This is a genomic window from Methylococcus sp. ANG (assembly GCF_040730495.1).
GTDB lineage: Bacteria > Pseudomonadota > Gammaproteobacteria > Methylococcales > Methylococcaceae > Methylococcus.
The window spans coordinates 1,133,069-1,157,527 of record NZ_CP160399.1 but is presented as its reverse complement, the minus strand read 5'-3'; the positions used below and the strand labels follow the sequence as shown (position 1 = coordinate 1,157,527).

Below are 24,459 nucleotides of genomic sequence, written 5' to 3'. Positions count from 1 at the left end.
GCATCACTTCCGATTTCGTCACTCGTCATGAATGACAAGAATATCTATTCGCCGATAGTTCAGAGCAACATTCCCCAGGTAGTCAATGTGCCTTATGATGGCGGGGTATATCAGCCAGACGAAGAACAATTCGATCTGAGGCGATACTGGAGCGTTATTCGCCGCCATCTTTGGGGTATTCTGGGTCTCGCGGGATCGGTGTCGGTGTTGACATTCCTGATTCTGCTGTCAATGACGCCGATTTATCGGGCCACCGCGACCTTGATCGTCGAACCGACAGAGCAGAAAGTTGTTTCTGTGGAAGAGCTCTACGGGGTCGATACGAAGAGTAAGGAGTATTACCTCACTCAGGTGGAGATATTGAAATCCCGCGCTATTGCAAGAAGGGTGGTTGAAACCTTGCAGTTGGTGTCAAATCCGGAGTTCATCAACAAAGAAGAGAATGTCGCGGATTCACCTGAAGAAATAGGGCCGGTGGGGCCGTACGGTCCTCAAATTCCGACCCAGGTGGCCTTCGGAAGGGCCTCGACATCGCCGGAGGAAGACGACGCGGACGCCGATTCCGGAGGATGGGAATCCTGGTTGGACTGGCGGGCGTGGTCGCCGTTCGGTGCGTTTCAGTCTAGCGCTTCGGCCGATGCGAAGGGGGATCCGCTCGACGCCGTAACCGACAAATTCCTGAAGCGTCTGAGTGTAAATCAGATCCGGAATACCCGCCTGGTGCAAATATCGTTCGATGCTGCGAGCCCGGAGCTTGCGATGCAGGTCGCGAACGCGGTGTGTGACGCTTATATCGATATCAACCTGGACGCTCGTTCGGAAGGGACCCAATTGGCGTCGAAGTGGCTTGCCACGCGCCTCGAGGGGCTGCGCCAGAAATTGGCGGAATCTGAGCGCCGTTTACAGGCTTATCTTGAAACCCAGAATCTGGTCGATCTTCATGGCAGGGCATTCTCCGGTGGTTCGTCAGCAGACGGATCGTCCTCGGGCGTTTCTTCGCTGAGCGCCAGCCAATTGAACGATCTGAACGCGAGATACATCGATGCGCGGAAGTCACGTTTGGAGGCCGAAACGCTCTACGGCCAGATTGCCAACCTCGGGGGCGTGGTGCCGGAGAATATCGAAAGCATGCCGGCCATCTACGGCGATGAGACCGTGCGCAATCTCAAACAACAGGAACATGAGGCGCTGACCCGCGTGAATGAGCTTGCCAGCCGCTACGGCGCCCAGCATCCGGAGCGAGTGACGGCGGAGACGCATCTCGAGTCGATACGCACGGCGTTGAAGAAGCAGATTGCCAGCGTGGCCGGCCGGTTGAAGCAGCAGATCGCCGCGGCTTATGCCAATGAGAATGCCTTGGCGGGGCAGATTGATTCGATCAAGAATGAATTGCAGGGGATTGCCCGGAAGGAAAGCGTATATCGCGAATTGCAGCGTGAGGTGCAGTCCAACCGCGAGCTTTACGAGATGTTTTTCAAACGCTTGAAGGAGACCTCCGAAGCGGGCGATCTACAGCCCTCCAACGCACGTGTCATGGACGCGGCGGTTTTGCCTAAATTTCCCGTCAAGCCGAACAAGAGACTGGGCGTGGCCATCGCTTTCCTCCTTTCCCTGATGGCCGGAATCGGCTTGGCCTTCCTGCTCGATTTCATGGACAAGTCGTTCAGGAGTTCGGAGGAAGTGGAGCAGAAGCTGGGGCTCCCCTTGCTGGGCCTGGTGCCGCTGGTGATCCAGAAGCAGAAGCGTGGAGTCAAGGACGATGTTTCCAAGGTTTTCCTGGAGGATCCGAGGGGGACGTTCGCGGAATCGGTGCGTACCATCCGCACCGGCATCATGCTGTCGTCGCTGGATGACCCGCGCATGAGCATCCTGGTGACGTCCTCTGTCCCGGGCGAAGGGAAGTCGTCGATTTCGATGAGCCTGGCCTATGCGCTGGCTCAGCTCAATTCCAGGGTGCTGGTCGTGGAGGCGGACCTGAGGCGGCCCAACCTGGCGAAGCGTTGCGGCTTGTCCGCGAAGATGCCGGGACTGTCGAACCTGGTGGCGCAGACGGCGACGCTCGAGGAATGCATCCATCATTACGAGGCGGGTAATATCGATCTGATGCCGGCCGGTATCGTGCCGCCGAATCCGCTGGAGCTGCTGTCTTCGCACCGCTTCGCGGAAGCGATGACGGAGCTCGAGAGCGAGTACGACGCGATCATCCTCGACGCGCCGCCGATGCAGCCGGTGAGCGATGCGCTGGCTTTGTCCCGGCTGGTCCGGTCGGTGATCTACGTGGTTCAGGCGGAAAAAACGCCGGTGCACATGGCGCGCTCGGGCATCGACCGGCTGCGCAAGGTCCGCGCGCCGCTGACCGGTGTGGTCTTGAGCCAGTTGAACATGGAAAAAAGCCGGCGCGGCTACAGCAGCTATTACTACAGCGACTACTATTATGGGAGTTACCAACAGGAAGGTGCCCACGAGTGAGAAACGTGTACTAACGGTTAAGAAAGCAGTGTCACACAACATGTCCTCTCCCTCTGGGAGAGATCGATGTGCGCAATGCGCACCGGATTGTTCCCCGGAACCTGTAGGGCGGATGCCGAAGGCGATCCGCCAACCAATCCTGGCATGCGTGCTGTTTCGGGATGGCGGAACCCGAAAGAGCCGGTTCCGCCCTACGTCGTCCCTGTAGGGTGGATAAGCGTAGCGCATCCACCTCCGTGCCGACTACTCGAAGAGCAGCGGAGCTGAATTTGGCGGATGCGCTGCCGCTTATCCGGCCTACGATTCTGGCATGCGTGCTGTTTCGGGATGGCGGAACCCGAAAGAGCCGGTTCCGCCCTACGTCGTCCCTGTAGGGTGGATAAGCGTAGCGCATCCACCTCCGTGCCGACTCGAAGAGCGGCGGAGCTGACTCGGAGAGCGGCGGAGCCGAATTTGACGGATGCGCTGCCGCTTATCCGCCCTACGATCCTGGCATGCGTGCTGTTTCGGGATGGCGGAACCCGAAAGAGCCGGTTCCGCCCTACGTCGTCCCTGTAGGGTGGATAAGCGTAGCGCATCCACCTCCGTGCCGACTCGAAGAGCGGCGGAGCTGACTCGAAGAGCAGCGAAGCTGAATTTGGCGGATGCGCTGCCGCTTATCCGCCCTACGATTCTGGCATGCGTGCTGTTTCGGGATGGCGGAACCCGAAAGAGCCGGTTCCGCCCTACGATCCCGATGGGTTCCTGGGTAGGGTGAGGGCGATCGAACAATGACATTGCTTTCTTAACGACTAATAACCTGGTCGTACCCTAAGCAAGACAGCCTTTTTGGAGCTTTGAATTCCCATGATCGACCTTCATTGCCATCTGTTGCCGGCCATCGACGACGGTCCGGAGAATTTGGCCCAGGCCCTGGAACTGGCCCGGCTCGCGGCGGAAAGCGGGATTCGGCGATCGGTGGTGACGCCGCATATCCAGCCGGGGTGCTGGGACAACGACCAGGCCGGTATCGAGCGCGTCTTCCGGGCGTTTCAGGCGGAGCTGGAACGCGAAGGGATTCCGCTCGAAGTCGGAATGGCGGCGGAAGTCCGTGTGTGTGCCGAGATCATGAGCCTGCTGGCGCAGGACCGGATTCCCTTCCTCGGCGAATACCGGGGCAAGCGGGTGATGCTGCTCGAATTCCCCCATGAGCAGATTCCCGCCGGTACCGACGCGCTGGTGCGCTGGCTGATGAAGCGCGATATCCTGCCCATGATCGCCCATCCGGAGCGAAACAAGGCCGTGATCCGCGATTTCAGCAAGATCTTCCCTTATGTCGAAATGGAGTGCCTGTTCCAGGTTACCGCCGGTTCGCTATCCGGGCAGTTCGGCGAGCGCTGTGAAGAAAGGGCGCTCCAGTTCCTGGAGGAAGGCTGGATCACGGTGGTGGCGTCCGATGCGCACAACGTGAAGCATCGCCCTCCCAATCTGGAGGAGGGGCGGCAGGTGGTCGAGCGTGTGGCCGGGCCGGAAGTGGCGAGGAGGCTGGTCGTCGACAACCCGAGCGAAATTCTCGGATTGCGCATTCAATAACGTCTGAATCCGCATGTCCGCCGCCCTGCGCATCCTGGTGTGCTACCTGCTGGCAGGGGGCTTGTTTTTCCTCAGTTGGACTTGCCTGAAGCGGGCCAAGGCCGGCCTCCATGAGGTCCAGGTGGGCTGGCTGTTCAAGGCGTGGACGGCGAAACCGGACAAGCCCCCGTCCGAGGCCGAGCTGAACCGCATCGAGCGCGTGCTGCGTGGCGCCGTCGTCCTGGATCCCGACAATCCCGTCCTCCACGAACAATTGTGCCAGTTGTACATATGGCAGCTCGCGCTCGCCCGCAGCAATCCCGACGCGGAGGCCAAGCTGAGCGCCAAGGCCACCGCCGAGGCCCGCCGGGGGGTGTCGCTGAGGCCGGCCTGGCCGATGGCCTGGGCGCGTTTGCTCGGCTTGAAGGCGACTTTCGACATCCCCGACGATGAATTCAGGCTCGCGTTGAGGCGCGCCACCACCCTGGGGCCTTGGGATTTCCAAACCAGCGTGGCGGTGGCGGCCGCGGTGCTCCCGATCTGGGACGAAGTGTCCCCTGAGGATCGGGAGGTGGCAGTGAACGCGGCGATCCGGGGTTTCCAGCAGAAACCGAAGGACATGCTGCCGGTCGTGCAGGAATCCGGCCGGCTGGTCGAAGTCTGTGCGGCCATGGCCACCCAGCCCGAGCTTCACCAGCAAGTCTGTTCAGACGTGATCGAATAGATGGCCGGATCGTCCGGCAATCCATGCGGGAACGAGTGCGTCCGTGAGGACGCTCTGTTAGACGTGAACTGAAGCCGTCGGTGCGGTGATGGCTGGCGACGCCGGCGAATCCGCGTCTGGATGTTTGCGATCCGGAAAGAACCGCCGGGCACGGTGCGGGCTTACCCTACCGGGGGACAAGCGAAAACGAGCGGGGCCCGGGTCTTGATGAACAGTGTCTGCTATCGTGGGCGGCATGTATTTGGGGCTGCGCTGGCGTACGCCGCCCTGTTCGCAGGCTGCGCCCGACACCAGGCCCTTCGGCAACCCGATGCCGCAGCCGAATTCCGCTCGGCGTCGGTCGTGGGTTATCTGCCGTTTCAAACCCTCCCCAACAGTCGCGCCCTGGTTCCTCCGCCTCCCGCGGAGGGATCGGAAGCGCTTGCGCTCGACCTGGATTACAGCCGCAGGAGCCTGGCGTTGCGCGATTCCGCAGCCTGGACGCTGGCGATTTCCGACGCCTATCTGATGTTCCCGCATGCGGCGGGTACTTTTTCCTGTGCGCTGAATGCGCCGGTCACGGCGGAAGACACGCCACATCTTTATGTGCTGCTGCGGCGATCACTGATCGACGCCGGGCTTTCGACCTATGCCGCCAAGAATTACTACCAGCGGCCAAGGCCGTTCCTGTCGAACAAGGAGCCGATCTGCACACCGGCGGCGCAGGGCAGGCTGGAGGAGAACGGGTCGTACCCTTCGGCGCACGGCGCGATCGGCATGGCTTGGGCGATCATTCTCGCCGAACTTTCGCCGGAGCACGCCGCTGAAATCCTCGTTCGGGGCCAGGCGTTCGGGTTGAGCCGCGTCGTATGCAATGCGCATTGGTACAGCGACGTGATTCAGGGACGCAACATGGCTTCGGCCACGGTGGCCAAGCTGCGTGCCAGCCCGGCGTTTCTCGCGGACTTCAGGGCCGCAAAGGCCGAACTCGCCGCGGTGCGTCGTAAGGACCTTAAACCCCTGCGCGCCTGCAGGAGCGAAGCCGCGGCTGTCGCGCTGCAGCGGTCGTTGGCGCGGTGAATGGTTATGCCGGCTTAAGGTGTGTTCCCGGGAGCGGCCTTCTCGTGGACGACCTTGCGGAGCGTGGTCTCCATCGCGGCTATCGATTTTTGCATGGCGGCTAACGTCGATTTCATTTCGTCTTGCGTCGCCGCGTCCCTGCTGTGAAATGACATGGCTTCCCGAAGGGTCGCGTTGATCAGGGTCTGGTAGCCGCGCCCGCCCGCTTGCTGCTTGAACCATTCCACGACGTCCGAGTCGAGCGCGATGTTGATCTTCTTTTTTTTCTTCAATACGGCGGAAAAAGCGGCGCGGCCCGCCGTTGCGCTCACCGCGGAGTCACCTATTTTCCAGGTTGCGCGGGCCAGGTCGGCGTCACTCAGCTCCGGGATGTCGTCATACTCCTCTTGGGTGATGACGTGTGCATCGACCTTATCCAAGTCGCTCGAATATTTTCTTGATTTCGCGTTCATTGGCTTTTCTCATCGAGATAATGCGGCGGCACTCCGATTGTTCTACGTAGACTACGGATACCAGCCGATCGCCCAACAGGCCGAAACAAATCATCCTCTGCTCACCGTAGTCCCGTCGCGTATCTTCAAATTCAAAGACGGGGCCCGAAAATACGATAGACGCGTCAGCGAAATCGAGCCCCCGGCTTTGCAGGGTGATCAGCCGCTTGTTTTCGTCCCACTCGAGGTCCATGTGCTGGATGGTAGAGATAATTTTCTACACCATCAAGTCTGCGATGAACGCCGCCTCCATCGTCAGAACAACCCGCTGATCCGGCCACTGCCGTCGACGTCGATGTGCTCGGCCGCCGGGATTTTGGGGAGGCCGGGCATGGTCATCATGTCGCCGGCGATGGCGACGATGAAGCCGGCGCCGTTGGCCAGGCGGACTTCGCGGATGGCGACGGTGTGGCCGGTCGGCGCGCCCTTGGCGTCGGGGTCGGTGGAGAAGGACATCTGGGTCTTGGCCATGCACACCGGGTAATGCCCGTAGTCGGCGTTCCAGGCGTCGAGCTGGGCCTTGACCTTGGCGTCGGCGTTGATGCCGGCGGCGCCATAGATCTTGGTGGCGATGGTTTCGATCTTGTTCCACAGCGGGGCTTCGTCGCCGTAGACGAAGGTATGCCGGCCCGGCTGGTGGTCGACGATGCCGGCAACCGTCCGGGCCAGCGCTTCCGCGCCCTTGCCGCCCTCGGCCCAATGCCGGGCGAGGACCGCCTTCACGCCCAACGCCTCGCATTTCTTCATCAGCCACGCGATTTCGGCTTCGGTGTCGAAACTGAAATGGTTGATCGAGACCACGCAGGGCAGGCCGTAGTGTTCGCGGATGTTGTGGACGTGCCTTTCCAGGTTGGCGAAACCGGCTTCCAGTGCGGCGAGGTTTTCCTGGTTCAAGTCTTCCTTTTTCACGCCGCCGTGGAATTTCAGGGCGCGGACGGTGGCGACCAGCACTACCGCGGCGGGGTTGAGCCCGGCCATGCGGCACTTGATGTCGATGAACTTCTCGGCGCCCAGGTCGGCGCCGAAGCCGGCTTCGGTCACCACGTAGTCGGCCAGCTTCAACGCCGTTTTGGTGGCGGTTACGGTGTTGCAGCCGTGGGCGATGTTGGCGAACGGTCCGCCATGGATGATGGCGATGTTGTTCTCCAGGGTCTGCACCAGGTTGGGCTTGATGGCGTCCTTCAGCAGGGCGGCCATGGCGCCGTGGGCCTTGAGGTCGCGGGCGTAGATCGGGGTTTTGCCGTCGCTCTTGTAGCCGACGATGATGCGGCCTAAGCGCTCCTTCAGGTCCGCCATGCTGGTGGCCAGGCACAGGATGGCCATGACTTCGGAGGCCACCACGATGTCGAAGCCGTCTTCGCGCAGATAGCCGTTGGCGGTGCCGCCCATTCCCACCACGATCTTGCGCAGGGCGCGGTCGTTCATGTCGACCACGCGCTTCCACTGGATGCGGCGGGGGTCCAGTCCCAGCGCGTTGCCATGGTTGACGTGGTTGTCGATCAGGGCCGAGAGCAGGTTGTGGGCGACGCCGACGGCATGGAAGTCGCCGGTGAAATGCAGGTTGATGTCCTCCATCGGCACCACCTGGGCATAGCCGCCGCCGGCCGCGCCGCCTTTGACGCCGAAGCAGGGGCCGAGCGAGGGTTCGCGCAGGCACATCACGGTCTTCTTGCCGATCCGGTTCAGCGCGTCGCCCAGGCCAACGGTGGTCGTGGTCTTGCCTTCGCCCGCCGGGGTCGGGCTGATGGCGGTGACCAGGATCAGCTTGCCGTCCGGCCGGTCCTTCAGGCCGTCGATGTAATCCAGCGCCACCTTGGCCTTGTAATGGCCGTAAGGGTCGAGGCTGGCGGCGGGGATGCCCAGCTTTTCGCGGGCCAGGTCGATGATGGGCAGCATCCGGGCGCGCTGCGCGATTTCGATATCGGACATCGGGATTCCTCTTGTTCGTGTTCGGGGCAGGGCGCCGCGTTCGGGCCTGAATCGGGGCGCCATATTATCAAGTTGGTGCGGGGGAGGCAGCCGTGCCGGCACTGAGGGGGCGGTTCAGGTATGCCTGACTATATCCATACGTTCGTGCGGGATTCGGGATACGTAAATCGCGCGTTCGCCAACTCGGTAGACGATGATGTGTCGTCCGGCGGGGTAGATCCGGTGCGCGGAAGACAGTTCGGGCAGTTTGCGGCCGATGTCCGGGTGCTGTTGGAGTGTCTGGAGCGCGTTGTCCAGGATCTCACGATAGGTGAGCACCTGTGCCTCACCCCGTTAGTTTTCCACGGTGTAACGAAGAATGTCGGCAAAGTCGTCCTCGGCCTGAGGCGAGAGGATCAGCGCCGGATCAGGGTGTGGCATCGCCGCCGGGCTTCTCGCCGCTACGCCCCTCGCAAAAACTTCGTCCGTGATCTTGTCCAGGCGTTCCGGCGTGTACGCGATTCCTTCGCCCCGCTCCAGCTGTTCGTCGCCCACCCGAACGGCGGCCCGCAATGCTTCCAGCTTTTCGTCTTCCGCCCGCATGCGGCGAATGGCGTCACGCACGACTTCGGAGGCATTGCTGTAGAAGCCGGTGCCGACCTTGGTTTGGAGATATTTCTCCATCTCGGGAGACAGATTGATATGCATGGGTGCGCTCTCATCGATACATAGGGTGTACATCATATAGACATCTCTGGATTTTGGAACGGCGAGCCGGCCGGCGGAGCGGCTCTGTAGCTTCACAGGCAACGGGCTGCCGTCGAGCAGGGAGGCATGGGGCTCACAGTCCGGCCGGATCGAGATCTTTCAGCGCCTTGAGAACCGAAGCGTAGACTTCGGGCGAGACGCCCATTTCCCCCCGGAAAGGATTGTCCAGGGCGGCGATGAGGAATATCACGAATCCCAGAAACAGGGAGAAAATCCCCGTGAGAAATAGATGGGTCTTCAGGGAGGGCAGGTGGAACATGTACGTCAGCATGATGGACAGGACCGCGCCGGCCAGGATCACGAACCAGAACACCGAAGGTATGCCGGCGTTCACGGCATCCATGCGCATGCGGCTGGCCTCGACCACCTTGTTGAACGCGGAGAAGGTTTCCGACAGCATGATTTGCTGGTTGGCCGTGGCTGGCTGATAAGCGGTCAGGATTCCCTGGAAATCCGAAAGGATGCGGGTGCCGCCATTCGGCACTCCTCCCCGGCGGTGCGCGGGAAAGGCTACGTCGATGACATATCGCAGATATTGTTCCAGACGGTCTTGGAGCTTGTGCCGTTCAGTTTCGGGAAATGCGCAGATGTCCCGGTACAGTGCAGCGGCCAGTTCAGCTTCCTTGCTGGCGGTCGCATTGGCGGCATCATTGTTTTGCCACGCGGACACGGCGACCAGGCCCAGCAGCAGGCTGTACATCACCCCGACGGCCGCGAAGAAGCCGTTCACTGCGCCATTGGTTCCCTCGGACAGACGAAAGATCCGGCCGGTCCACCGTCTCGACACGATGAGGCCCAAGAAGGCTACGAGCACGAACGTGGAAATGGTGATGAAGCCGAATAACCCGTTGGGAATGTCGTATATCCAATACATGCGGCGAATTTTCCGGCTGGTTTTGACGAATTACAAGCCTTCCGGCACGGGCGGATTCGCAGCCGTCTCACAGCCCCGGCGGCGTCTTTTCCCAGCGATACCCCTTCGAAGCCAGGTCGTAACCGGCCTGGAACAGCTTCCGCATGTATTCGGAATCGAAATCTTCCTTGTGCGGGGCGTAAAAGGTTTTCGGGATGTAGGCGAGGTTGTAGTCGATGCCGTCGCGCTGGGCGGTGGCGTAAATCTTGTACAAGTCGCCGATGCCTTGGGTCTGGATCAGCGAGGTGATGGCGCGGCCGGCGATGCTCAGGGTCTGCCGTTGGACTTCGGCCCAATCGGGGTCCAACCGGGCGTTGCGGATGATGCAAAGATGGCGCTCGCGGGTGATTCCCTCCTTGTTGGCCGCCTCGGCCACGTGGAGCGAAGGCGGGTAGACGAACACCTGTGCCATGGTGCCGCCGTCGACGTGCATTTCCTGATAGCGTTTGCCGCCGGCTTCCACGTCGATCATCGCCGGCGGGAAGGCGCCGGGGATGGCCGCCGAGGCGAGCATGATCTTGTGGAACAGCTTGAGGGCCTCGGGCTTGCCGCTGGCGGCGATCCTGGTCATGTTCCAGATCACCGCCTGGCGCGAGTCCAGGTTGGTGGTGGCCATCAGCAGCAGGCGCCCTTTCGCATACTCCGCGGCGATCTCGTTCAGCATGTCCTGAGTGACGTACTTTTCCGCCAGCCTCCCCAGCGGGGCATTGTCGGCCAGGGCATCGTCGAACAAGGCCGCCGTCACTCCGCGCGCCTCCAAAATGTCTTTGGGCGCCGTTTGGGTGTAGACCGCCCGCAAGGCTTCGTCATACTTGGGCCCGAGAAAGGCGAAGGGCGCGATCAGGGCGCCGGTGCTGATGCCGGTGACCATCTTGAATTCCGGGCGGTTGCCGGCGGCGGTCCAGCCGCACAGGAGGCCGGCGCCGAACGCCCCGTCATCCCCGCCGCCGGACAGGGCGAGGAAATTGGCGGGGGGCAGGTGGTTGACGTCGGTCCGCCCCTGCTGTGCGAGGTAAGCCTGTTCCTTCTTGACGCTGGCGATGCCTTCCTGAAGCGCATCCGGCATCGTGGCCCGGACGACGTAGCGCACGCCGGGCAGGCCGACGACCTCCGCCTTGTCGGAAAGCGCTTGCGGCACCGCCGGTTGGCGGGTGGGAAGGGAGCAGCCCTGAAGCAGCAGGCTGATCCCGAGCACGAAGTAAACGGAGAGTCGGCGTAAGGTGGTGGCTTGGTTCATCATAGGGTCCTCTAATCGAGTGAAATCTGGTCCGATTTGTTCACTTGGCGCTATTCCCTTGTGAGTTCAAAGGTTCCGGCGGGCGCGCCGGCTCGGGCAGGGTTTCGACGTGGAGGGTCTGAGTGGGGAAGGCGAAACTTACTTCCCGTACCTCTGCCAAGCGCAGGATATCCAGGAGAATCTCCTGCCGCCGCGCGAGCTCGTCCAGCCTGGTCGGCGCCTTCAGCAGAAACTTGAGCCAGATGTTCAGGCTGTACGGTCCAAAGTCGTTGAATGCGACCTGGATGTTGTCCTTGCGGACATCCGGCCGGGCGGCGAGGAGTTGCCGGATGCCGGCCGCGAAACCCTCGATTTTTTCGGCCGGCGTATCGTAGGTGAGGTTAAGCACGGTTTTCACTTCCCGGTGCTCACGCAGTTCCAGGTTGTCGATGGTGCTGTTCACCAGTTGGCTGCTCGGAACGGTCACCAGCGAATCGTAAAAGGTCCGAATCCGCGTGCTGCGGAACCCCACGTCCTCGACCACGCCCTCCAGGTCGTTTACCTTGATCCAGTGGCCAACGCCGAAAGGCTTCTCGAACATGATGATGAGGGAGCCGAGCAGGTTGGCGAGGGTTTGCTGCGCCGCCAGCGCGACGGCCAGGCCGCCGACGCCGAGTCCGGCGAGAACCGAGTAGGCGGGCAGGCCGATGCGGTCGGCTCCAACCACGAGGATGGCGATCGCCACGACGGTGGTCACCAGCCGCAGCACGAGCCGGATAAGCTGGCTGTCGATGCTGCTCTCGCGCAGCTTTTCCAGAACGATCACGCTTTCCGCGATCGCGCCGCCGGCCACCCAGACGCCCCACGTCAGCGCCAGAAAAAACACCGTCCATAGTGAGAGCGTGACCGCTTCGTAGACAGTGCCGGAAATCCGCAGCACCTCGGCCAGAATGAAGGCGGCGACAGGCGTCACGAACACCAGGCTGGCCGGCCGCAGCAACGCCGCCCAGGGGCCGGTCGAGCCTTCCCGACCCGCCAAGTAGCGGCTGATGCGAAAGCACAGCAGGACGAAGCTAAGTCCGAGGCCGATCACCGCGGCAAAGCTGAACCAGCGCCAGAGCGGCTGGTCGAGGATCGTGGCCCGGGTCCAGCCCGGCGTATCGAGCACCCATCGGGGCGGCACGATCCGGCGCAGCGCCATGGCAACCCCGGTCGGGCTGATGGACGACAAGTCGTACCAGCCGACGGAAGCGCCGTCCTTGTACGGCAGGTCCTTGACCTTGGCGTAGAAATCCGGCAGCCGCTTCAGGGTATCTGGCGCGAAAAGGTATTCTCCCGTGCGGTCCCCGCTTTCGACCCGCGCGATCTGGATCTCGGTGTCGGGGATGGTCCAGCGTTTGAATTCAGCCGCGGCCATGGCCTTCGCGTCCGGAACGGATTCGATCGGCGGCAGCTCGATGCGATCAAGCACCTCTTTGAGTTGGATGGCGAGCCGGCGCGAGGACTCGCGGACCATGGCGGGCGGCAGGCCGCTCAAGTCCATTGCCCGTTCGGCCGACGCCAGACGGCCGAGCGAGCCGTATACAGTGCGGACCTGGTCGGGCTCGAGGTAAAGCTCGGTGGAGGCCAGATACCCCTGCATGAGACCGGCGCCCATCGCATAGCTTTCGTTCATGAAGTCCATGAATCCCCGCAGCGTAGCCTGGGGGCTCGAGGTGTCGACCGGCTGGAGCGGCTTCTGTTCGGCGGCGCCGGCGGGCGCCGGCCAAGATGCCAAGCCACCCGCGGCGCAGAGAGAGGCGAGGAGCCAAAGCATCGGGCCGGTCGGCAAACGCGTGAGAGAGAAAGACATGTTGCGCGTAACCTCCTGAACGGTGGGCCGTGCGGCTCAACGCACGGGTATGGTCAGCATCGGCCCGGTCGATTTCGTGGCTCCCGCTTGCAGTCTGAACAACTGGGAAAGCAGCATGAACGTCGACTTCGATTCAAGGTCGTCGTCCGCCAGATAGAACCATTGGCCGCGGTAAGGAATGGCGAGGAACGCCATGTCGGGGTGACTGGTGCTTTGACGGAGATGGAACAGCTTGCCGCCCGGGGTGTCGCCCCAGTCGAACTCGGAGCCGTCTTTGTTGCGTGTCGTCGTCACCAGTCCGGCCGCCTTGTGCGCTTCCGGCGTATCCACGCGGTGCGACATGTAAAAGAAGATGCCCATGAGTGTCCGCGTGCGGATTGTCACGGTGTCTGGGCTGTGTGTAAGAAAATCACCGGCGATGCGATAGCTCTGGAGGTCCTGGTCGAGTCCGAGCATGTCTTTGATTTTCCTTACGGTCTCCGCATGTTCCGGAGCCGGTCTGAATTCCAGCAGGACTTCCTTCGTCTCCGGATTGACGCGCGGAGCGATGAGGTTTTCGCCGGCGATATCCTCGATGAGCTGCAGCAGTTCCTCAAAGCGCCGGGAACGATCCGGGGATTTCTCCGGCGTCGGCCCCGAGGCGCTCGGCGCGTTCTCGATTCCGTTGATGCGTTCCACGCAGAGGCTGAACACCCGCCGCGCGCTCCATCCGGAACCGGCCAGCGCGAAGACGGCCTCGATCGGGATGGGGCTGAGAACGCTCTTGACGAAATTCTCGCCCTGCAGCGGCGAATAGGTGATGGTGGGGTAGTTCGAATAGGCGGCGCCGGCGCTGAATTTGAGGATGTTGTTGGCGCTGGCGGCGCCGTTCAAGCCGAGCGTCGTTTGGTCCAGGCCGCCGCTCAAGTCCAGCTTCATGGTGGACGCGACGCTGGCGACGTCCAGGAAGAAGGTCGGATCCCGGTAGTGCAGCCGGACGATGTTCTGCAGAAACTGTTCGTTCACGCTGCCCACGATGGCTTCATTGTAGAGGGAGTGGGTGCCGCGAAGGCCGTCGGGTCCGAACGAGTAACAACCGGTGATCGCCGCTGCGGCGGCCACGAGCCATATTGCTCTGGAACCGCGGGAACGAACGCCATCGAGAAAAAATTTCCGGGATAGATGAAGGGATTCCGTTGGCCCCGCCAATACTGTTTTCACTTTCTAGCTGCCAAGGCCTGCCGACGCATAGTAAAATCCAATACCGAACATGACATAAACCAGGATAAGAAACAGGCCGGCCCCAATCCGAACCGATCCCGCTTGCAAGATATTGATGACTGCGTAGACGGTCAAAACGATGGCAACCAGTTCGAACCTGGAAAACAGCAAGTTCATGTTTTGGCCGATGGCGGCTCCAAAAAACACCAGTAAAGGGACGACCATGAGTGCCGTTTGCGCGCTGCTGCCGACCGTGATTCCCAGGGAAAGGCTTATCTGATTGGACCGGGCGAAATGGACGGAATTGATCAGCTCCGCGGTGTTGCCGACCAATGCAAGCAGGAAGATGCCTGCGAACAGGGGTGTGAAGCCCATCGAGCGGGCGGCGGGAGCGATCGCATCGGTCATGATCTCACTCATCGCCGCGAGGCCCAAGGTCGCCCCCCCGAGCACTGCCAAAGCCAGGTTGCGGCTCCAGTCCGCTCCGGTGGCCTCCGAATCTTCCGAGGCGACATTCAAGTTGCCTGCATTGCCTTGGGTTAGAACGAGACCGACACTGATCAGATAGCCCACGAACAGGATCGCAGCGATATGCAGGCTGATTTCACGGTCCGAATTCGTGCTGAAATTGAACACCGCCGGGATGATCAAGGCGATGGTCGCCAGCATCATCAGGCCCGCATATATGCGGGCAGTATCGATTTCAAAGACGATCTTTTCTGCCGGCCGCTTCAGGCCGCCGGCCACGATGGACACTCCGAGTCCGAACAACAGGTTGCCCAGGATCGTGCCGGTGATCGAGGCCTTCACCATTTCCACCAATCCATGCTTCAAAGCGAAGAAGCCGATGATGATCTCCGGGGCGTTGCCCATGGTGGCGTTCAGCAATGCGCCGGGAGTGGGACCGAGGAAACGGGACAAAGCCTCGGTGGCGTTCCCCATCAGACCCGCCAGCGGCACTACGGACAGAGCCGAAACGATGAATACCAGGGTGGGGCTGGCCTCGAAGTAGTGCAGGGCGATGCCGATGGGAATGCAGGTCAGTAGCCAGCGCAGATTCATGTAGTTCTATTCTCCAGCGGGTCGGAGGGAAGGGGCGGACCCTCGTCACCTGTCACAGGGGGCCAGCGGGTCCAGGACGTGTCATGCGGCCTTACGGTTTATAGCTGCATGCCGTTTCGAAGCAGGCGTCGTAGGTGTTTTCCAGATCGTCCTGAACGATACGCGCAACGCCCTTCACGGCGCGAATCGTCAAGTCCTGGTCCAGAATCCTGGTCCGGTATCGCCAGCCGGACGGCAGCTTGAGCCGGTGGCCGAGCGCTTGGAGATCGGCGTATTTCAGGTTCGGATCCACGGTGAGCGAATAACTCTTCATCACCCACGGCATCCCGTCGGGGTCCTGAAGGATGAACACGGCTTTGCCTTTTTCGAATCCCATTTCCGAGTTGCGCGCGACCGTGGTCGGTTTATAGGCGGTGCTGCCTTTCCTGCCGACCTCGATGTCGCGAGGCAAGCTGACCTCGGTGACCCATCGCGCCTTCAGGCCGTTGAAGGATTGCTCGGCTCCGATCGGGGTGTAGACCCAGTCGTTGGTCCAGTAGCGGGGGCCATTCTTGAATATCCCCAGCACATCGTATTGCCTCTTCAGGGACTCTGGGTCGACCTTGACCCATGCGGCGTCCGGACAGGAGTCCTTGGGATCGTTCAGGAAGCTCGTGTTATAGACCGCACCCTGGAGATTCCGGGTGACCGGATTTCCTCCGATCAGGAAGATTTCGCAGTAGCGCAGGTCGCGCAGATCGTCCCAGCGTTGCGGTGCAGCGGCCGCCCCATCGTTGGGAACCGGCGTGACGCAGCCCGTCAGCACCGAACCCGACAAGAGCACCGATCCCAGTGCTTTCAGGGCCGAATGAACAGAAGCTATCTTTCCAGGGAATGTCCTAGAGATTTCCATACATGATGGCGAGAGCCCGAACGCGTTCGGGCTTCGGTGATGGACAGGGGGCGTCCGGAGCCTGGCTGGCGACACCTCGGTCCGGATCAGATCCAGCCCTGCTCCTTGAATTTCTTTTGCAGCTCCTTGGCAATTTCCTTGGCCGTGTCCTCGGCCCGGCCTTCGACCGTGCTGCTGCCGCTGGCTTCTCCGTGTGCCTTGGCTACGCTGCTGACGATGAGGCCGGCGGGATTGGCGGTTGCGATGGCGCCGGCTACGGCCACTGCGGTACCGGGAGACTTGCTTCCGCCTGCGTCCTGGGTTCCGGAACCGAGTTTTTTGAGCCCGTGATCGGTCATCAGGAACCCTTCGACCGTGGTTTTCAGTTCGGAAGCGCCGGAACCGAAGCCTATGCCCACGCGTTTCGCCGCGCTGCCTTCATCCATGGAAACGATGTAGCCGCGGATCACGAGGTCGCCGACTTGCGGCGTCGTTCGATCAGAGGCGCGTTCCGCCGGCAGTCCCATCCCACGGATTTCTTCGACCAGAACCTGCGCAATCTTGGCGCCGACCTGACGTTCGGTCGCGCTCTGCTCAGCCGGCATATTGCGCGATTCTGGAGCGAAGTCGTAGATGTAGATTTGTCCGGGCCGGGCAACCTTCCCACCCTTGTACTCCTGGCGGGCGACGACATTGGTGGAGGCGCAGCCGGCCAGCAGGGTGAGGACAAATGAAGCAAGAATGATGCGTCCGAGTAGTTTCATGAAAGGATCCTCGACGGAAAATCAAAAAATGGCTGGTAAATGCAAACCAGCCCCAGCCCCAGCCCCAGCCCCAGCCCGCAGGCTGAGGCTGGTTTTCGGCTTGAGCGGGCTGTTCCATGTCCGCTGGGCCATTCTCAATAGCCCGGCGGCGGAGGTACGGGCACATACATGGCGCCGCTGTTTCCATAGGCCTGGTTGTACCAGTTGGAACCGCACTGGTAATAGGTGACGCCCCTGGCGACGACCGTATTGGGATTGCAGGGAAGGCCTGGGGAACCTGCAGGCGGCGTGGTGTAGACGACCGTGGAGGACGGGGCGGTCGACGCTGCCTGCGATGAAGACTTGCTCGCCGCGGCGCCCGCCATGGCGCCCACGGCCGCGGCTCCGACCGCGACCGCCGCGACTTCGCCGCTGTCCCAGTTGTTGCCGCTGTTGTAGTAATAGCCGGACGGCGGCGGAGGCGGATAGTAGCCGCCTCCGTAATACGCACCGCTCGCAGCCCGCATTTGCGTCCGTGAGGACGCCTGGTATTGGCGAGTACCTGTCCGGCTCGAGGCGCCCTGCTGCCGGGTTTCGACGTTCTCGTTCTGCGCCTGCTGGCGCTGGGCCTGATTCTGGGAGGAGGCCGATTGCCGCTGGGCCTGGTTCTCGGTCGAAGTCGACTGCCAATTTTGCTGCTGCTGCGAACGCGACTGCTGCATGGACTGTTGCTGCGTTTGGCGGCTCGAAGCTCGTGCCTGTTGGCTGGCGGAAGCCGATTGCTGGGTCTGCGGGAATTGCCCCGACCGTTGTGACGCAGCCGAGCCCCCAGCACTTCCCGAGCCATAGTGGGACGCGGCGGCAGCCCCGCCGGACGAGAAGCTGCCGCTGGAGGCGGGACCACCGCGCGAGAAACCTCCACCGGAAAACCCGCCGCCACCGCCACGGGAAAAACCGCCGCCCCCTGCACCGCCGCCGCCGCCACCACCGCCACCGCCGAATCCGCGGGCGGCGGAGTCATTCACGGTTCCCAGCAGGAGGACCAAAGCGCTGGCCCCTGCGGTCAAGGCCATCGAGAATTTGTTTTTCATTTCCGACCTCCGGTTTTCTTTGAAGCAATCGCACCCTGAGGCAGGACCTGGGGTACTTCCGCGAGGAAAGCGATCTTCCGCGCACCGTCGGGCGGAGTGAACGTGAATTGAGCGTCCTCGATGACGGGCGAAAGATTCCAGTCGCTGAGCTGTGCCCGGAACTGGGGCTGGCCCTCGGCGTTCCGGTAGGTCAGCACCACGCGGAGCGGCAAGGGCCGGGCCCCCTGGGCGATCCAGACCTGGTAGTCCACCGATTCGGTGCGTCCGGCCAGGTGATGGGCCGGGGTGCCCCGGATCTCGGTCTTTTCCACGTAGTCGAGCGCCTGGGTCCTGTTTTCGATTTCTTCGGGAAAACGGCTGACCAGGAGCACGGCGAGCGGCAGTTTCATCTTGAGGTCTTTGAGGAAAAACATTATCGCCTCGTCGATGCCGCCGGGTTTGGAGGCCTGAGCGTAGACGCCCTGCGAAGGCGTGAATGCCGTGATGTCCTTGCCGTCGTACAGCACCATGTGTTGATCGCCGTCGCTTTGCTTTGCCTCGACGCGCAACTGATTCGGCCGGTTCGCGGTGATCTTCAAATTCTCGCCGAACTCGATCTTTTCGCCGGATTCCTGGAGCACGTCGTAGCCGGCGCCGACGGTTACGCTGAACCGCGCGTTCTGGCCAGGAAGTTGGCCATGCGCAGAAGGATGTCTTTGGGTTCGACCGGCTCGGCTTCCGCTTGGAGCGCCGGCGCTTGAACCGGCGGCTCTGCCGTGAGGGGCGCTGCCGGTTTCGCCGCACAGCCCGCCGTTGCCGCCAGGATCGCCGCGTATAGCGCGCTGCGCGCTGCCGGGCGCCATGGTTTTGTCTTCATAGGTCTGCCTCCTTCGATGATACGGGGTCGAAATTTACCGGTACGCGCCATCGTTGACCGGTGGCCCATTCTCACACTTTCTTGTTTATGTGGAACCTTGCGTCCATGCCTCGCAGGCGAGCCCCGGTGAGCCGACTTCCGAGCCGTCCAAGGACGGCCGATGGATATGGGGTGGCATGTCGCGGGACAGTGTGCTTGCGGTGTTCCTTGCCGGACTCTATCCCGGCAGAGTCGAAAACGAAATTGGACTTTGGTCCAATCCGGCTGACGTTTCCGGCCAGAGCAATGAGGCGCGAGCGCCGTTCAGCGATCGGGTGCGGTGGCCGCTCCGGCACGCACCGCTATCCGGACCAACTCCGCTACAGAGCTGGCCCGGAGTTTCTGCATGATCCGGGCGCGATGCACCTTGACGGTTTTCTCGACCGTGCCAAGATCGGCGGCGATCTGCTTGTTGAGCCTGCCGGCCACCACATGGCCCAGCACCTCCAGCTCGCGAGGGGTGAGGGTCGCCAGACGGCTGCGCAGGTCCGCCATTTCCGTGTCTTTCGCGCGGGCGCCAAGGTCGCGGGCGATGGCTTGGCGGACGGCTTCCAACAGGTCGGCATCGTTCACCGGCTTGGTGAGGAAATCCACGGCCCCCTGCTTCATGGCCCGGACGCTGGCTGGAATATCGCCGTGTCCGCTGAGAAAGACGGTGGGCCTCGCCTCGCCCCGCTCCGCCAGCGCGCGCTGCAAGGCCAGGCCATCGAGGTCGGGCATGGAAAGGTCCAGCACGAGGCAGCCGGGAACTCCGGGGTCGTGGCAATCGAGGAATTCGCGGGGCGAGCGGAACGCCGCCACTTCCAGCCCCTCGGCGCGCAGCAGCCGCTCTACGGCCTTGAGCACGGCGGCATCGTCGTCCACCACGAAGACGGTGCTGTCAGCCCGCAGCATCGTCGGTTCGCTCCGGCAAGCGCGGCAGCGTCACTTGGAAACAGGCGCCGCGCCCGAAGTCGCTGGTGGCCAGGATCGTGCCGCCGTGGGCCGTGACGATCGTGCGGCATACCGAAAGCCCCAGACCCAGCCCTTGGCTCTTGGTCGTGACGAAGGGTTCGAACACGCGTTCCAGATCCTCCGCCGGAATGCCGTGTCCCCGGTCGGAGATCGAAAGCCGGACGCCGCGATCCGTAGCCGCCTCCGTCGCGATCCGGATTTGGCGTTCGGCGGAATCCAGGCCGGCCGTGGCGTCGCAGGCGTTGACCACCAGGTTGAGCAACACCTGCTGCAACTGCACCTTGTCGCCCAACACCGTCGGCTGCGCCGGCGCCAGCTCAACGTCCACACCGATACCCTGGTTCACCAAGTCGCTGCGAACCAGCTTCAGCACGTCAGCCACCAGGGCGTTGACGTCCAGCGGGACGTACTGGAGTTCGCCTTTCTTGAACAGCAGGCGCAGGCGGTGGATCACCTCGCCCGCGCGTTTGTCCTCTTCGACGATGTCTCCCAGAATTTCCCGCAATTCCGCGATGTCGATGGGCTCCCGCTCGAGGAAGCGCTGGGCGGCTTGAGCATTGGCGAGAATGGCCGTCAACGGCTGGTTCAGCTCATGGGCCAGCGATCCGGAGAGCTCGCCCAGCATGGTGACGCGGGACAGATGCGCCAGTTCGGAGCGCTGCTTCTGGACTTCCTGCTCCGCCAGCTTGCGCCGGGTGATGTCGATGGAGACGCCGCGCATCCGCAGCGGATTGCCGCGGCCGTCGAGTTCCACCCGCCCGCGGGCCGCGAGCCAGCGTGCCTTTCCGTCAGGCAGCAGGATGCGGTATTCGCTTTCGTATTCGCCACCGCTGTCCAAGGCCTTGGCGATGGCGGCCCGCACCGGCTCCCGGTCCTCTTCGTGGACTGCGGCGATAAAGCGGGCAAAATCGATCGGCTTCGCCGGAGGGATGCCGTACAGGGCTCGGCCTTGCTCCATGCTCCAGATCCGATCGCGTACGATGTCCCACACCCAAAGCCCGAGGTTGGCTGCGCCCGCCGCCAGATGCATGCGTTCCTGGGTTTCGCGCAGTTCGGATTCGCTGATTTCCAGCCGCCGGGCGAGCTGCGCGGCCCGCAGAATGTCCGCACTCAATTCGTAGGCCATGGCCAGTACCACGAGCATGAATGGCAGGCTGATCAGATAAGGTGTGTGGACGATGCCGGCATGGTTCAGGCTGGAGCTTCCGGCCCCAATCAGGACGAAGCAGGTGAAGCTCCCGCCCAGCAGGGCGGCGCGGCGGCGATCATCGCGTCCGCCCCTGCGCCAGAGCGTGAGCGTTGCGTCGACGACGAATGCGAGGGTCAGCAGCAGGCTCAGATCGCCGAGCGCGGCCCAGGGACTTCGCACGCCCACCGCAACCGCGACGGGTTCTCCTCCGGGCAGCGGAATGTACCGTAAGGCTGTGATTTCCCGGTAGTTCAGGTTCGGCGTCAGCACGAAGTTCACCGCCGCGACCAAGCCGCGCGACCCGCAGACGGCATACGCCAGCCACGTCCTGCCGGCATCGAAATGCAGGCGCACGAAGCCGACGAGCGAACAGATCAGAACCAGCGCCACCGGGTGCGCCGACCAGATGATCTCGCCGAATTGCCACGGGGTTTCCGCCCGCATTGCCGAAAATTCCAAACCGGCCATGCCCGCCACCGATGCGGCGAGGAGGGAAAACAGCAGGCAGGCAGGTCGGTCCCGCTGCTTGAGCCACACGATGAAATACATGGCCGCAAGCATCAGGCAAGCTGAGCCCGCCATGGACCATATCACTGTTATCCAGCTGATCGGATGCGCTTGTGCCATGAAGGAGGGATAGGAGTACGCGCTCAACAACGGCCGCCAATGATTGACGCCGGATAGTTTATCCGCAAGAACGTTCCTGCCGCAGGCGTCAGGACGGTTGATTCGGAGATGCGGAGCGGCTTCCGGGTCCGCGTCCCGTCAGAATGGCCTCGGGGTATTGGCGTCGTTGCTGCCGGACTTTACGGCCGGGCAGCCGGAAACCGTCAGGGCCAACAGGCTGAAAGGGACTCTTTGCGCCGTGCTGTGCATGTGGGCGATACCTATTATTGGGACCGTAAATCGCACTGGCGCGGGTTCACGTTGTCGCGCGCCGATCCCTGTTTTTCAGGAATGTGAGGGCGTCCAGTAGCGTCCGGTCGTCCACGGGCTTGCGCAGGTACGCGACGGCGCCGGAGGCCAGCGCCCGTGCGCCGGCGTCGTCCGTATCGTTGCCGGTCACAACGATAGCCGGGACCGGCACGCCTTCAGACGCCAGCCGGTTGAGCACGTCAAAGCCGTTGGTGCCCGGCATGTGAAGATCGAGAATGACGCAGTGCGGCAAGCGTGTCCGGAGGGAATCGAGAAAATCCGCGCCGGAATTGAACGTTTCCGCCGCGAAGCCGGCAGACCGCATCAGCCTTTGCAATGCCTTGCATACGGCCTCTTCGTCGTCGACGATCGCAATGAGGGCAGGGCGGGTTTCGCTCATGGCGCAAGACAGTAGCGGGAATTCCAGTTGGGCGATATTGGACTTTGGTCTAACGCTGCTGCCGCTGGAGGGATTCCGGCTTCGATGGGCTAATTGCCGCGACTGCCGCCTTGCGAACCCGCTCGCATCGGCTTTTTATGTCCCCTTTACGTTTCGCCCGACCATCTTTAGGGCATCTTTATTCTTAAGTCGCTAGGCTTTCTCGTCTGAAATTCAATGTGCAGGGGATCAGGGCTATGGACGTTTTCTATCTCGCCGTCTTGGCCGGCGTGTTCATCGTGACGATCGGTTTGGTTTATGGCCTCGAGAATTTGAGGGGGAAGGAATGAGCTGGATTCATCTGCTGGGCGCGGCGCTCGCGCTGGGAATCTTCGTGTATCTCGTGTTCGCCCTCCTTTATCCGGAGAAATTCTGATGACGGCTAACGGTTTACTGCAAATCTGCGTGTACCTCGGCGTGCTGCTGGCGCTGGCCAAGCCTCTCGGCGGTTACATGGCGGCGGTGTACGAGGGGCGGTCCGCGGCAGGGCGCGTGCTGGCGCCGGTCGAGCGCTTCATCTACCGCGTCACCGGCGTCGACCCTCAAGCGGAAATGCGCTGGACCGGCTATGCCTTCGCCTTCCTGCTGTTCAACCTGCTGGGCGCAGTGGCGGTCTATGCGCTCCAGCGGTGCCAGGGGTTCCTGCCTTTGAACCCCCAGGGTTTGGCAGCCGTCGCGCCGGATTCGGCCTTCAACACCGCGGTCAGCTTCGCCACCAACACCAACTGGCAGGGTTACGGCGGTGAGACGACCATGAGCTACCTCACCCAGATGCTGGGCCTGACGGTGCAGAACTTCGTGTCGGCCGCCAGCGGCATGGCGGTGCTGGTGGCGCTGATCCGGGGTTTCGTCCGGAAGAACGCCGACACCATCGGCAATTTCTGGGTCGATATGAGCCGCGGCACGCTGTATATCCTGCTGCCCTTGTCTTTCGTCCTGGCTTTGCTGCTGATCGGGCAGGGCGTGGTGCAGACCTTCGGTCCCTATCGGAGCGTTCCGCTGGTCGAGGCCACCGGCTACGAGCAGCCGAAGCAGGATGAAAGCGGCAATCCGGTGACCGGGAAAATCACCGTGAGCGAGCAGACGCTGGCTTTGGGACCGGCGGCATCGCAGATCGCCATCAAGCAGCTCGGCACCAACGGCGGCGGGTTCTTCGGCGTCAATTCGTCCCATCCGTTCGAGAACCCGACGCCCTTTTCCAACTTTCTGGAAATGCTGGCGATCCTGCTGATATCCGGAGCGCTTTGCTACACCTTCGGGGTGATGGTCGGCGATACCCGCCAGGGCTGGGCGATCCTCGCCGCCATGACGCTCATCTTCGTTCCCTTGGTTCTAGTCGCAGTGCTCGGCGAACAGAGCGGCAATCCCGCCTTCGCCGCTTTAGGTCTGGATCCCGCCGGCGGCAACATGGAAGGCAAGGAAACCCGCTTCGGCATCGTCAACTCAGCCCTGTGGGCGACGGCGACGACGGCGGCGTCCAACGGCTCGGTCAACGCCATGCACGACTCGTTCACGCCGCTCGGGGGTCTCGTCCCGATGTGGCTGATGCAGCTCGGCGAGGTCGTGTTCGGCGGCGTCGGTTCCGGCCTGTACGGGATGATCGTGTTCGCCATCGTCGCGGTGTTCGTCGCCGGCCTCATGATCGGCCGTACCCCGGAATACCTGGGCAAGAAGATCGAAGCCTACGAGATGAAGATGGCCGCCATCGTCATCCTGGTGCCGCCCCTGGTGGTTCTCGGGGGCACGGCCGCCGCAGTGATGGTCGACGTGGGCAAGGCCTCGGTGGCCAACCCTGGCGCTCATGGTTTCAGCGAGATCCTTTACGCCTTCTCGTCCGCGGGCAACAACAACGGCAGTGCCTTCGGCGGGCTGTCGGCCAACACGCCTTTCTATAACACCCTGCTCGGCCTGGCGATGTGGCTCTCGCGCTACTGGCTGGCGGTACCGACCCTGGCGATCGCGGGCGCCTTGGCCGCCAAGAAATACGTGCCGCCGAGTGCGGGTACCTTGCCGACCCATACGTCCATGTTCGTCGGTCTGCTGATCGGCGTGGTCATCATCGTCGGCGCCTTGACCTTCATTCCGGCACTGGCTCTTGGCCCCATCGTCGAACATCTCACGATGATCGGCGCCAAATGAGAGGAATCGT

24 protein-coding genes are annotated in these 24,459 nt (G+C 62.3%); 6 read left to right on the top strand and 18 right to left on the bottom strand.

Going from position 1 to position 24,459, the window contains the following annotated elements; translation table 11 throughout:
- Positions 1-27 precede the first annotated feature (27 nt).
- From ABZN20_RS05360 to ABZN20_RS05345, 4 genes are all read left to right on the top strand, one after another.
- Positions 28-2,469, top strand: coding sequence for a GumC family protein (locus tag ABZN20_RS05360; protein WP_367027008.1), 2,442 nt, complete (start codon positions 28-30; stop codon positions 2,467-2,469).
- Positions 2,470-3,315: 846 nt separating this feature from the next.
- The gene (locus tag ABZN20_RS05355; protein ID WP_367027007.1) at positions 3,316-4,041 is read left to right on the top strand and encodes a tyrosine-protein phosphatase; all 726 of its coding nucleotides are present in this window, start codon (positions 3,316-3,318) and stop codon (positions 4,039-4,041) included.
- Positions 4,042-4,054: 13 nt separating this feature from the next.
- Positions 4,055-4,744 (top strand): hypothetical protein, encoded by a 690-nt coding sequence (locus ABZN20_RS05350; RefSeq protein ID WP_218806623.1) that lies wholly within the window; start codon positions 4,055-4,057, stop codon positions 4,742-4,744.
- Between the two features lie 207 nt (positions 4,745-4,951).
- Positions 4,952-5,803: an acid phosphatase gene (locus ABZN20_RS05345; RefSeq protein ID WP_367027538.1), complete on the top strand. Its 852-nt coding sequence runs from the start codon at positions 4,952-4,954 to the stop codon at positions 5,801-5,803.
- A 14-nt stretch (positions 5,804-5,817) separates the two neighbouring features.
- Here ABZN20_RS05345 and ABZN20_RS05340 read toward each other — a convergent pair whose 3' ends face one another.
- The 18 genes from ABZN20_RS05340 to ABZN20_RS05255 all read right to left on the bottom strand — a co-directional run bounded on the left by ABZN20_RS05340 (position 5,818) and on the right by ABZN20_RS05255 (position 22,271).
- Positions 5,818-6,255, bottom strand: coding sequence for a BrnA antitoxin family protein (locus ABZN20_RS05340; RefSeq protein ID WP_367027006.1), 438 nt, complete (start codon positions 6,253-6,255; stop codon positions 5,818-5,820).
- Positions 6,215-6,487 carry a BrnT family toxin gene (locus ABZN20_RS05335; RefSeq protein WP_218806626.1) on the bottom strand — a complete coding sequence of 91 codons (273 nt, stop codon included), beginning with the start codon at positions 6,485-6,487 and terminating at the stop codon, positions 6,215-6,217. Before ABZN20_RS05335 ends, ABZN20_RS05340 begins: the two co-directional genes overlap by 41 nt.
- Positions 6,488-6,549: 62 nt before the next feature.
- Positions 6,550-8,223 carry a formate--tetrahydrofolate ligase gene (locus tag ABZN20_RS05330; protein ID WP_367027005.1) on the bottom strand — a complete coding sequence of 558 codons (1,674 nt, stop codon included), beginning with the start codon at positions 8,221-8,223 and terminating at the stop codon, positions 6,550-6,552.
- A gap of 114 nt (positions 8,224-8,337) precedes the next feature.
- A complete protein-coding gene (locus ABZN20_RS05325) occupies positions 8,338-8,541 on the bottom strand; it encodes a type II toxin-antitoxin system RelE/ParE family toxin (RefSeq protein ID WP_218806628.1) in 204 nt (67 codons plus the stop codon).
- A gap of 15 nt (positions 8,542-8,556) precedes the next feature.
- A complete protein-coding gene (locus ABZN20_RS05320) occupies positions 8,557-8,910 on the bottom strand; it encodes a type II toxin-antitoxin system ParD family antitoxin (RefSeq protein ID WP_367027004.1) in 354 nt (117 codons plus the stop codon).
- 133 nt (positions 8,911-9,043) lie between these two features.
- On the bottom strand, positions 9,044-9,844 hold the full coding sequence (locus ABZN20_RS05315; protein WP_367027003.1) for a hypothetical protein: 801 nt from the start codon (positions 9,842-9,844) through the stop codon (positions 9,044-9,046).
- Between the two features lie 67 nt (positions 9,845-9,911).
- Positions 9,912-11,123 carry a patatin-like phospholipase family protein gene (locus ABZN20_RS05310; RefSeq protein ID WP_367027002.1) on the bottom strand — a complete coding sequence of 404 codons (1,212 nt, stop codon included), beginning with the start codon at positions 11,121-11,123 and terminating at the stop codon, positions 9,912-9,914.
- 37 nt (positions 11,124-11,160) lie between these two features.
- Positions 11,161-12,951, bottom strand: coding sequence for a mechanosensitive ion channel family protein (locus tag ABZN20_RS05305; RefSeq protein ID WP_367027001.1), 1,791 nt, complete (start codon positions 12,949-12,951; stop codon positions 11,161-11,163).
- 36 nt (positions 12,952-12,987) lie between these two features.
- Entirely contained in the window at positions 12,988-14,052 is a 1,065-nt protein-coding gene (locus ABZN20_RS05300; RefSeq protein WP_367027000.1) for a hypothetical protein, read from the bottom strand.
- Between the two features lie 102 nt (positions 14,053-14,154).
- Entirely contained in the window at positions 14,155-15,213 is a 1,059-nt protein-coding gene (gene cax, locus ABZN20_RS05295; protein ID WP_367026999.1) for a calcium/proton exchanger, read from the bottom strand.
- Between the two features lie 91 nt (positions 15,214-15,304).
- The gene (locus ABZN20_RS05290) at positions 15,305-16,036 is read right to left on the bottom strand and encodes a hypothetical protein (RefSeq protein WP_367026998.1); all 732 of its coding nucleotides are present in this window, start codon (positions 16,034-16,036) and stop codon (positions 15,305-15,307) included.
- 155 nt (positions 16,037-16,191) lie between these two features.
- Positions 16,192-16,848, bottom strand: a complete 657-nt coding sequence (locus ABZN20_RS05285) for a DUF4410 domain-containing protein (protein ID WP_367026997.1) — start codon at positions 16,846-16,848, stop codon at positions 16,192-16,194.
- 134 nt (positions 16,849-16,982) lie between these two features.
- Complete coding sequence (locus ABZN20_RS05280) at positions 16,983-17,918, bottom strand: hypothetical protein (protein WP_367026996.1); 936 nt, start codon at positions 17,916-17,918, stop codon at positions 16,983-16,985.
- Positions 17,915-18,538 carry a DUF2092 domain-containing protein gene (locus tag ABZN20_RS05275; protein ID WP_367026995.1) on the bottom strand — a complete coding sequence of 208 codons (624 nt, stop codon included), beginning with the start codon at positions 18,536-18,538 and terminating at the stop codon, positions 17,915-17,917. Before ABZN20_RS05275 ends, ABZN20_RS05280 begins: the two co-directional genes overlap by 4 nt.
- Positions 18,539-18,558: 20 nt before the next feature.
- Positions 18,559-18,774, bottom strand: a complete 216-nt coding sequence (locus ABZN20_RS05270) for a hypothetical protein (protein WP_367026994.1) — start codon at positions 18,772-18,774, stop codon at positions 18,559-18,561.
- A 303-nt stretch (positions 18,775-19,077) separates the two neighbouring features.
- Positions 19,078-19,707 (bottom strand): response regulator transcription factor, encoded by a 630-nt coding sequence (locus ABZN20_RS05265; RefSeq protein ID WP_367026993.1) that lies wholly within the window; start codon positions 19,705-19,707, stop codon positions 19,078-19,080.
- Complete coding sequence (locus ABZN20_RS05260) at positions 19,694-21,538, bottom strand: sensor histidine kinase (RefSeq protein ID WP_367026992.1); 1,845 nt, start codon at positions 21,536-21,538, stop codon at positions 19,694-19,696. Before ABZN20_RS05260 ends, ABZN20_RS05265 begins: the two co-directional genes overlap by 14 nt.
- Before the next feature lie 340 nt (positions 21,539-21,878).
- Positions 21,879-22,271, bottom strand: a complete 393-nt coding sequence (locus ABZN20_RS05255) for a response regulator transcription factor (protein WP_367026991.1) — start codon at positions 22,269-22,271, stop codon at positions 21,879-21,881.
- 325 nt (positions 22,272-22,596) lie between these two features.
- Between ABZN20_RS05255 and kdpF the strand changes: the two genes are divergently transcribed.
- Positions 22,597-22,686, top strand: a complete 90-nt coding sequence (gene kdpF, locus ABZN20_RS05250; protein WP_266022355.1) for a K(+)-transporting ATPase subunit F — start codon at positions 22,597-22,599, stop codon at positions 22,684-22,686.
- Positions 22,686-24,449, top strand: a complete 1,764-nt coding sequence (gene kdpA, locus ABZN20_RS05245) for a potassium-transporting ATPase subunit KdpA (RefSeq protein ID WP_367026990.1) — start codon at positions 22,686-22,688, stop codon at positions 24,447-24,449. Before kdpF ends, kdpA begins: the two co-directional genes overlap by 1 nt.
- Positions 24,450-24,459: the final 10 nt, after the last annotated feature.